General features: G+C 71.2%; 5 protein-coding genes and 2 pseudogenes. 6 read left to right on the top strand and 1 reads right to left on the bottom strand.

Annotation, left to right across the window (positions count from 1 at the left end):
* Positions 1 to 143, top strand: a pseudogene (locus tag HW445_RS33595) (protein phosphatase); the annotation flags it as partial.
* On the opposite strand, the gene HW445_RS16720 reads toward HW445_RS33595, so the two are convergent.
* Entirely contained in the window at positions 118 to 636 is a 519-nt protein-coding gene (locus HW445_RS16720) for a GNAT family N-acetyltransferase (RefSeq protein ID WP_180221819.1), read from the bottom strand. The pseudogene HW445_RS33595 and the gene HW445_RS16720 overlap by 26 nt on opposite strands.
* Before the next feature lie 200 nt (positions 637 to 836).
* On the opposite strand from HW445_RS16720, the gene HW445_RS16715 reads away from it, so the two are divergent.
* The 5 genes and pseudogenes from HW445_RS16715 to HW445_RS16695 form a co-directional block, all read left to right on the top strand.
* Positions 837 to 1,589: an SCO2525 family SAM-dependent methyltransferase gene (locus HW445_RS16715; RefSeq protein WP_180221818.1), complete on the top strand. Its 753-nt coding sequence runs from the start codon at positions 837 to 839 to the stop codon at positions 1,587 to 1,589.
* Positions 1,590 to 1,640: 51 nt separating this feature from the next.
* A complete protein-coding gene (locus HW445_RS16710) occupies positions 1,641 to 3,491 on the top strand; it encodes an SCO2524 family protein (RefSeq protein WP_180221817.1) in 1,851 nt (616 codons plus the stop codon).
* 3 nt (positions 3,492 to 3,494) lie between these two features.
* Positions 3,495 to 4,412 carry an SCO2523 family variant P-loop protein gene (locus tag HW445_RS16705; RefSeq protein ID WP_151773149.1) on the top strand — a complete coding sequence of 306 codons (918 nt, stop codon included), beginning with the start codon at positions 3,495 to 3,497 and terminating at the stop codon, positions 4,410 to 4,412.
* On the top strand, positions 4,409 to 5,368 hold the full coding sequence (locus HW445_RS16700) for an SCO2522 family protein (RefSeq protein ID WP_180221816.1): 960 nt from the start codon (positions 4,409 to 4,411) through the stop codon (positions 5,366 to 5,368). Before HW445_RS16705 ends, HW445_RS16700 begins: the two co-directional genes overlap by 4 nt.
* 43 nt (positions 5,369 to 5,411) lie before the next feature.
* A pseudogene (locus tag HW445_RS16695) lies at positions 5,412 to 5,664 on the top strand (hypothetical protein); the annotation flags it as partial.

The raw sequence follows: 5,664 nt of genomic DNA, 5'->3' as shown, positions 1-5,664 counted from the left end.
TGGCCTGTCTGGCCGTCCTCGACGGGGTGGCGCCCGCCGAGGCGGTGGCCTGGGTCCGCCGCCACTACCACCCCCACGCGGTGGAGACGCCGTGGCAGCGGCGCTACGTCCGGCGGTTCAGCGCGCCGGCCCGGCGGGGCTGAGGTCCAGCCGCATCACCAGACGGTCCTGGCCGGGCCCGAAGTAGTCCGGCCGCATCCCGCCGTCGGGTTCCTCGCAGCTGAAGTCGAGGGAGCGGTAGAGCAGGATGGCCGCGCTGTTGGCCGGCTCCACGGTCAGCCGGACGACCCCGATCCCGTCGTCCCGCAGCAGCAGCAGGATCTCGCGCATCAGGTCCCGGCCCAGTCCGCGCCCCCGGCGGTCCCGGGTGACGCAGAGCCCCAGGATCCAGCAGTCCTCGCTCAGCGCGTCGGTCCCGGCCAGCACGTAGCCGTGCAGCAGGCCGGAGCCGTCGTCCAGCACCAGGAAGTGCCGCTGGCAGAGATCGAAGAGCTGGCGGAGAAGAAAGGGCGGGTAGGCGAACTGGCCGAAGATCTCTTGGTCCAGACGGCGCAGTTCGGGAAGATCCGATTCCTCCGCGCGTCGGAGGACCAGCTCCGGCGGGGCGGAGGGGAGGGCCTCCGTGTATGCGGTCATGCGGGCGCACCACCTTCGAGTGAATCCAGTGCGCGGGCGGCCGGCCGGAGCCGGTGGGGGTGTGGAAAGCCTTCCCACCAAGTCCCGTTCCATGCAAGCGTGTTGATGGAGGGGCCACGGGGCGTCGACTGGGGCCGACTTTGCTATGTTGGCCTGGCGTTGGGGGTTCGGAGGGCCGCTGGCGTTGGTATTTTCTAGAAATGGCCCTCAATTCTGAAGCACCATGGGACCAGTTCTGCCCAGATGATTATGTGAAGCGGAACTATGCCACCCCACTTGACGTCGACAAGCAGATCGTCCGCCTGGTCGGCAAGCATTTGATCGACCATTTCGGCGGAGGTCTCCACGGGCCGGTGAAGGGGGTCGACGTGGGCGCGGGCGCCAACCTCTACCCGGCGCTGTGCATGCTGCCCTGGTGCTCGGAGATCACGCTGCTGGAGAAGGGGCCCAAGAACCTCGACTACCTGCGCAGGCAGGCGGACCTCGAGGAGGGCGGCTTCGACACCGCCTGGGAGGCCTTCTGGGACGAACTGGCCGCGTACCCCGAGTACAAGGCGGTGCACGCCGAGCGGCGCGAGCGGTTCGGCAAGGCGGCCGCCCCCCGCCCCGGTGACCTGCTGGAGCTCGGCGGCAGCGCCGAACGCTGGGGCGTGGGCGCGATGTTCTTCGTCGCGGAGTCCATGTCCAGCTCCCGTGAGGAGTTCCTGGCGGCGGTCGACCGCTTCCTGGGGGTCCTCGAGCCGGGCGCGCCGTTCGCCGCGGCCTTCATGCTCCAGTCCGAGGGCTACGAGGTGGGCTCCTACGAGTTCCCTGCGTACAAGGTCGACCAGCCGGAGGTCGCCAGGGCGCTGGACCCGCTGGCGCAGAAGGTCACCTACCACGAGCTGGACTTCACCCTGCGCGACGGCCACGAGGGCATGCTGCTGGCCCTCGGTTTCCGCAGGTCCGACTGAACGAGCCGGGCGGGAGGCCGCCCGGTTGATCTGTTGTGAGGGGTACGGGGAATGCAGATCAAACCGCGCCAGCACCTGCTGGACATCTGGCGGGCCATCGGCCGGCACTCCTTCCAGGACGGGGGCAAGTTCACCTGGGGGGAGCTCGGCGGAGTCAGCTCCGTCGCGGACGCCGAGCGGCTGCTGTGCCTGCTCTATCCGGCGACGGAGATCCCCGCCTTCCGTCTCGACCAGCCCGACACCACCGAACGGGACGTCCTGCGGGCGCTGGAACAGGTCGGCACCCGCCTGGAGATTCCGGCCAACATCGTCGCCGTGCTCAGCGAGTTCATGCAGAAGCACACCGGGCCCGACGGGGAGCCCACCTTCGCCGGCGGGCACTACTTCCGGCCCCGGAGGTCCGAGGACCAGGTCACCCCCGAGCAGCGGCAGTGGGGCGTCGTGGACTCGTACTCCATGTCCATCACGCTCTGCCTCGCCGCGCTCGGTTTCCTCAAGGTCTACGAGGACACCACCGCCCGCAGCGACGTGCGCCAGGCGGTGGAGGACCTCAGAGAGGCCACCCGCGCCCGGCTGACCGCCGCCATGGTCAGCCTGCTGCGGTCGTTCAGCGTCAACGTCTTCGAGCCCGAGTCCGACCAGGGCAGGCGGCTGGTCCAGCTGATCGGCCAGGGCCGCCAGTCCGACCGCGCGGTGATCCAGCAGTTCTCCCGCCGGTTCAAGGCGCTGCGGGCGACCATCGGCGAGAGCCTCATCCTCGGCATCGACGTCGAGGAGATGCTGCGCGACGACAACCAGCTCTTCGAGTGCGGCTGGGCCTGGAGCATCGTCCGGGAGGCCCCGGAGATCACCGACCTGTCCGAGCCGCCGGTGAGCCAGCCGCCCGGCGTCGCCGACAACCTGCCCTACGTGTACTTCACCGTCATCGCCCTCGACGGTATCCAGGACCTCTTCTCCGAGCGCACCCTCACCCTGGGCCTGCTCGACTCCGACCAGCAGAAGCTCGCCGAGGCGCTGCGCCTGCGCTGGGAGATCAGCCAGCAGTACTGGTCCCGCATCGCCCGCTTCGGCGAGGCCCGCTGGCCCCTGGAGGACCTGCCCTGGCGCACCACCGGCCTCCAGCTGGAGTCCGAGTACTACTCCCTCACCGTCGCCGCCATCCTCGTGCACGACCTGGTGCGCCGCCGCGCCACCGACGACGACCTCACCCGCACCGTCGCCATCATGGAGCGGCTCGCCGAACGAGGCCGCGTCACCAGCCGGCTCACCTTCGACGACCCCTACGTCCACCTGCACAGCCCCGGCGCCACCCTGCCGCTCTCCGGGGCGGGCAAGAACGGGCAGCCACCGCTGCTGTGGCGGATGACCGACTTCTCCGCCCACCTCCTCAAGCGGACCATCCAGCTCGCCGAGCTCTCCCGCAACCTCACCAGCCAGGACCGGCTGCTGCGGCTCGCCGAGCAGATCTTCGAGCACCTGTGGGCCCGCCGGATCGAGGACGGCGAGGGAACCGGCCTCTGGGACGACATCAAGGGCGCCTACCCGGAGCTCCAGGGGATCCCCTCCCGGCTCTCCTGGTCGGTCACCGAGCGCGTCACCGAATGCCTGGTCGCCGCCCGCCAGCTCTACCACCAGGACCCGATCCGCAGCGCCGACCTCGCCGACCTCGCCCGCCACCTGCTCAGCGAGGCCACCCACCTGTTCGGCAAGGAGCAGCTGGAGGCCGCACCCACCGACGACGGCGGACGCGGCCGGGCCATGCGCTCCATCGAGGCCCGTCTCGAACGGGCCCGCGAGCTGGTCGAGCAGCAACCCGCCACCGCCTTCGCGCTGTCCCTGCCCGTGCTCCGTGAACTCGACACCCTGTCCCAGGCCAGGGACGCCGCCGCCCAGGAGGTCTGAGCCGTGCTCGTCTTCGCCGCCTCCGACAAAGGAGGCACCGGCCGCTCGGTGACCAGTGCCAATCTGGCCTACCAGCGCGCCCTGCTCGGCGACCACGTGGCCTACGTGGACTTCGACTTCGGCTCTCCCACCGCCGCCGCCGTCTTCGACGTGCCCGGCGCGATCCGCGGCATCCAGGAGAACGGCCTCCACTCCTACCTGGAGGGCGAGACCAACGAACCGGCCAAGATCGACGTGTGGCGGCAGACCGAGCACCCCGTGCTGCGCAACCGGCCCAACCAGGCGGGCCGCATGGTGCTCTTCCCGGGCAACATCAGCGGCGGCGAGTTCGCCACCGACGAAGACACCCTGGAGCGCTGCGTCGACCTGCTGCTGCGGCTCAACACCGAGTTCGACCTGATCGTCGTCGACCTCAGCGCCGGCCGCAGCTACGCCATGGACATGGTCCTGGCTGCCACCGCGCACCCCCGGATGCGCCACGTCCCCTTCCGCTGGCTGGTCTTCCACCGCTGGACCCGCCAGCACGTCATCGCCGCGGCCGGCCTGGTCCACAAGGACTTCGGCATCCTCGAGTGCGGCGCCGGACACGGCCACGACAAGGACGAACTGCGCGGCCACATCCGCTTCGTCCGGGCCGCCGTGCCCGACCCCGAGTCGCCCCTGTGGTCGCAGGTGACCCCCGCGCAGGCCGCCTGGATGCAGGCCTGCGACGAGGCCCTGCGCCGCCTGGCCTCCGACAACCGCATCGGCGACAGCGTCGTCCTCGGCATCGTGCCGCTGGAGCCCATCCTCCAGTGGCGCGAACAGCTGATCACCGAGGAGGACGTGCTCTCCAAGCAGATCGCCAACAAGGAGACGCTGGAGGCGATCGAGGAGATCGCCCGCCGCCTCACCGACGACGCCTACTGGGGGCGGCCATGACGGAAGCCGTGTTCCGCGAGACCACCGCCGAACCGCGCACCCAGGCGGTCCCGCTCTCCCATCTCTCGCTCGAACTCGGCCACCTCTACATGGAGGACTTCGAGGCCGGACCCGAGCGGCTGCGCCGCCATTTCGCCCAGGTCGTCCACTGGGCGGAGGCGGTGCGCGAGACCGCCCGCGCCGAGACCGGCAAGCGGCCCCGGATCTCCACCTGCTTCCTGATCGACGACTACTTCACCCGTTTCTCCACCCCCCGCGAACTGGTGCCGACACTGCTCGCCGAGGCCGAGCGGGCCGGGCTGGACATCGACTACCTGGCCCGCGAGTCCGGCTGCGCCGAGGCCGAGGGAGCGCCGGTCGCCGAGGCGGTCGCCGGGCGTCTGGTGGAGTCCCCTCCTCCCGGCGCCTACGGGGCCCGCCCGCCCGCCGGACAGACCGGCTGGCTCGCCAACGGCGAACGCAGTCCCGTCGCCCGCACGCCGCAGGCGATGAAGAAGGCGATCCCCTGGCAGGCGCCCCGGGAGACCGCGGCCCGCCAGCACTCCGTCTTCCTCGACGTCGAGCTGTGGAGCGAACGCCCCGGCGGCCGGAAACTGTGGTCCTGCCCCTTCCTCGCCGCCGTCTGGCAGCTCGCCCGGCTCGGCCTGCTGCGCAACGAGGGCGAGGCGGTGCTGACCCCGCGGCCGCACGAAGGGCCCTTCCCGGACGACTGGGACGAGATGCCGCCGCTGCTCCAGCTCCAGCCCCGGGCCGCCCCGTTCGCCGCCTACCGCACCTGCTCGGTGCTGCCCAACCGGTTCGTGCCGGTGGAACACGCGGTCCGGGTGATCCTCGACCAGACCGAGGTCGACCCCGGGGCGCTCCAGCAGGTCGCCGCGCGGTCCGCGGGGGAGGGCGTCGCCGTCCCCGCCTCCGTGGCCGACCGGATCTCCTACGTCTTCTACGCGGGACAGTGACATGGCACGGGGGCCGGGGCAGGAACACCAGGGGGGTGGTGGCATGAGCGCGGGGGAGAACGACGGCGAGGGCGCCGTGCTGCTCTGCGGCGAGGTCCGCACCTGCCTGCTCCCCGCGCACCAGGCCCTCGACATCCGCGCCGCGGCCCAGCTGCTGCGGCTGCGCGCCGACGAACGGGTCCTGGTCTCCGAACGCCCCAACCTCTACGCCCGCTCCCCGGACACGCTCACCGGCGTCGACTGCCCGCTGCCCAGCGCCACCGGCGCCAAGGTCCGCGCCGTCGGCGCGGTCGCCG

It is taken from the genome of Streptomyces sp. UH6 (genome assembly GCF_013421635.1).
In the GTDB taxonomy this organism is placed as follows: Bacteria; Actinomycetota; Actinomycetes; order Streptomycetales; family Streptomycetaceae; genus Streptomyces; species Streptomyces abyssomicinicus.
This window is presented reverse-complemented; position numbering and strand designations above follow the sequence as displayed.